4 protein-coding genes are annotated in these 3,617 nt (G+C 71.9%); 3 read left to right on the forward strand and 1 reads right to left on the reverse strand.

Annotated features, from left to right (window positions below):
* Positions 1-295: 295 nt before the first annotated feature.
* Together AC13HU_RS34130 and AC13HU_RS34135 are read left to right on the forward strand one after the other, a co-directional pair.
* Positions 296-787: a GNAT family N-acetyltransferase gene (locus AC13HU_RS34130; RefSeq protein WP_483045871.1), complete on the forward strand. Its 492-nt coding sequence runs from the start codon at positions 296-298 to the stop codon at positions 785-787.
* 194 nt (positions 788-981) lie between these two features.
* Complete coding sequence (locus AC13HU_RS34135) at positions 982-1,545, forward strand: dihydrofolate reductase family protein (RefSeq protein WP_483045872.1); 564 nt, start codon at positions 982-984, stop codon at positions 1,543-1,545.
* 88 nt (positions 1,546-1,633) lie between these two features.
* On the opposite strand, the gene AC13HU_RS34140 is transcribed toward AC13HU_RS34135, so the two are convergent.
* On the reverse strand, positions 1,634-2,080 hold the full coding sequence (locus AC13HU_RS34140; protein ID WP_483045873.1) for a winged helix-turn-helix transcriptional regulator: 447 nt from the start codon (positions 2,078-2,080) through the stop codon (positions 1,634-1,636).
* A 115-nt stretch (positions 2,081-2,195) separates the two neighbouring features.
* On the opposite strand from AC13HU_RS34140, the gene AC13HU_RS34145 reads away from it, so the two are divergent.
* Positions 2,196-3,434, forward strand: a complete 1,239-nt coding sequence (locus tag AC13HU_RS34145; RefSeq protein ID WP_483045874.1) for an MFS transporter — start codon at positions 2,196-2,198, stop codon at positions 3,432-3,434.
* Positions 3,435-3,617: the final 183 nt, after the last annotated feature.

The following is a 3,617-nucleotide window of genomic DNA, read 5'->3' on the forward strand; positions in this document are numbered from 1 at the left end:
GTTCGATCGGCTGTGCGATTAGGGTGGTGGGCCGGGTGTCGGGCGCCCGTCGTGGGCATCTGTCCCGTGCCGGCGAACGTCGTCCGCGCGCCGCCGAACTGCGACGACCGATGGTTTCCCGCCTCCGAGGTGGGTCCGGGCGGGACCGGGCGGGGACCGGGCGGGAACGAGTGAGCGGGTCTGCGGCCCGTTGGTATGCTCCCTGCGGCGGGGGCCGGCCGGTCCGCCCGCGCCTGCTCAGGCTCCGGGCGCGGTACGTGTCCGGCCGCCGACGATCACCCGCCGGGAGGGCGCGATGAACGTGGTGCTGCGTGCGGTGGAGGACGGCGACCTGCCCGTCTTCTTCGCCCAGATGATGGAACCCGAGGGCGTGCGGATGGCGGCGTTCACCTCCGAGGACCCGTCGGACCGTGGCCGCTTCGACGCCCACTGGGAGCGGGTCCGCCGGAACCCGGAGGTCGTCGGACGCACGGTGGTCGGTCCGGCCGGTGAAGTCGTGGGGCACGCGGCCGTGTTCGGGCCGCCGGAGGAGCGCGAGGTCACGTACTGGATCGGCCGGGAGTACTGGGGCCGCGGGGCGGCCACCGCCGCGCTGCGCGTACTGCTCGCCGAGGTGCCGGAGCGCCCCCTGCACGCACGCGCGGCCGCGGACAACGCCGGCTCGATCCGGGTGCTGGAGAAGTGCGGCTTCGCGGTCACCGGCACCGAACGGGATTACGCGAATGCGCGGGGCGAGGAGATCGACGAGGTCGTCCTCGTCCTTCCGTCACCGTCCGTACGCCCCTGACCCCTGCGCGGGGGTCGCGCCTCGGTGTCGCGTTCCGAGGTCCGAGACGGTGCGTCGCCTATCGCACCACAGGTCGTCAGCTGGTGGATGGGTGCCGCGGCGGTCCGTTCGGGTCGGCGATCAGGTGGGGCTGCGATGAGTCCTGCGGCGTACGGCGGTCGTACGGTCGAACCCGTTGCCGAGGAGGGCTTCTGATGCGCAGCGTGACCTATTCGATGGGCGTCTCGCTTGACGGCTACATCGTCGGGCCGGACGGCGGCTTCGACTGGACGGCGCCCGACGAGGAGCTCTTTCGCTTCGCCACCGACGAGCTACGAGAAGTCGGCGTCCACCTGTTGGGACGGCGGCTGTACGAGACGATGCTGTACTGGGAGACCGCCGACCAGGACCCGTCGCTCGACGACTCGATGCTCGAGTGGGCCGCGCTCTGGAAGCCGCTCCCCAAGGTGGTGTTCTCCACCACGCTGTCGGCGGTGCAGGGCAACGCGCGGCTGGCCTCCGGCGGCCTGGCGGAGGAGATCGAGCGGTTGCGGGCCGAGCCGGGGGAGGGCGACATCGCGATCGGCGGCGCGACCCTCGCCGCCGAGGTGGCGGCGTCGGGTCTGATCGACGAGTACCGGGTCAGGGTCCACCCGGTGCTGGTCGGCGGGGGCACCCCGTACTTTCCCCAGCATGAGCGCCGGGTGGATCTCGAACTCGTCGAGACCCGCACCTTCAGCTCGAAAGTCGTCTACTACCGCTACCGCGTGGCGCGTTAGACTTCCGCCGCCTGTGCCGCCACCGAGTTCCGCCGCCCGTGCCGGGGCCGCGCCGCCGTCTCCAGTCGCGGCGTCGTGAGCCGTTCGGTCAGCCGACCTTCTTGACGGTGGTGTCGTCGGCGTCGAGCCGTCGTCCGTCCGCGGCGTGGACCTCGAGCGCGCGCAAGGGGTGTCCCTGCCGGCGGTCGAGCAGTTCGGAGTGCGACTCGTCGGGGGTGAAGAGGTTCTGCTCGCCCCACTGCCGCAGCGCGACGATGACGGGGAAGAGGCCCTTGCCCTTCGGCGTCAGTACGTACTCCTGGTAGGCGCTGCCGTCCGAGGCGGGGGCGGTGTCGAGGACCCCGGCGGCGACCAGGGCGCGCAGGCGCGCGGCGAGGATGTTCTTCGCCACGCCGAGACTGCGCTGGAACTCCCCGAAGCGGCGGCTGCCGTCGAAGGCGTCCCGCACGATCAGCAGTGACCACCAGTCGCCGATCGTGTCGACCGACCGTGCGACGGGACAGTCGCTGTCGTCGAAGCGGGTCCGCTCCACCATGGCGTCCTCCATCATCATGTCGGTTGCAACATGCTACCACCTCCGGCTACGGTCCCACTGGTAGCAAGATGAAACCGAGTGTGAGGGGCTTCGCGTGGCAAGGGATCACGGGGTCATGGCGGTCGAGGCCGCGGCGCCGGACGTGAGGACGTCCGGGTTCAGGCTGTCCAGGGGAGTCACCCTGCTCTTCGCGGTGGCCTGCGGAACGGCGGTCGCCAACGTCTACTTCGCGCAGCCACTCCTGGTGACGCTGGGCCGCGACTTCTCGATCGGCACGGCGACCGTCGGCGCAGTCGTGACCCTGACCCAAGTCGGTTACGGGCTGGGGCTGTTCCTGCTCGTGCCGCTGGGGGACCTGCTCGACCGCAGACGCCTCGTCGTGGCGCAACTCCTTCTGCTGGCCGCGGCGTTGACTGCGGTCGGCACCGCCGCCGGCGCGGCGCTGCTGTTCGTGGGACTCGCCACCGTGGGACTGCTCGCGGTGGTCACCCAGACGCTGGTGGCCTTCGCCGCTTCCCTCGCCGCACCCGAGGAACGCGGGCAGGTCGTCGGCCTGGTGACCAGCGGCGTGGTCACCGGCATCCTGTTCGCCCGCTCCGTGTCCGGCCTCCTGGCCGACCTCGCCGGCTGGCGCTCGGTCTACCTCTGCTCGGCGGTTGTCACCTGCGTGCTCGCGCTGGCCCTCCACCACCTGCTGCCGTCCCGGCCCCGGACCGTTGCCACCCCGACGGCCGGCGGATATGGACAACTGCTGCGCTCCACCGTCACGTTGTTCGCGCGCGAGCGACTGCTACGGGTGCGGGCTCTGCTCGCCCTGCTGATCTTCGCCGCCTTCAGCGTTCTGTGGAGCAGTGTCGCGCTGCCGCTCAGCGCACCCCCGCTCTCCTTGTCACACACCGAACTCGGGGCGTTCGGACTGGCCGGAGCCGCAGGCGCCCTCGCCGCCACCGCGGCCGGCCGGCTGAACGACCGCGGCTTCTCCCGGCGGACCACCGGCATCGGCCTGGCCCTGCTCGCCGTCTCCTGGCTGCCCCTGGCCTTCACCCGGCACTCGCTCTGGGCGCTGGCCGTCGGGGTGAGCGTCCTCGACCTCGCCGTCCAGGCGGTCCACGTCACCAACCAGACCCTGATCTACGCACTGCATCCGGAGGCGGGGAGCCGGCTGATCGGCGGCTACATGGTCTTCTACTCGATCGGCAGTGCCGCCGGCGCCGTCGCCGCGACCACGCTCTACGCGGTGGCGGGTTGGACAGCCGTGTGCGTGCTGGGCGCCGGGATCAGCCTGCTCGCGCTCCTGCTGTGGGCGGTCACGCGAGGCGGCGCCCCGCCCCCGTCCACCAAGGCCGCAGGCTGAACCGGTCCCCGAGCGGTTCCCTTGCGTGCCCCCGAACCGCTCCCTTCAGGGCGCCGGGCCTTCGGGGCCTTCGGAGGCGATACGGTGCGGGGGTGGCGCGTGTGCTGAGGTGTGTGTACGGGGCGATGGGCGGGGTCGGGCCGCGAGGCGGGCCGCCGATGGCGAACGGTACGGGTCCGGGTC

It is taken from the genome of Streptomyces sp. NH27 (assembly GCF_056859195.1).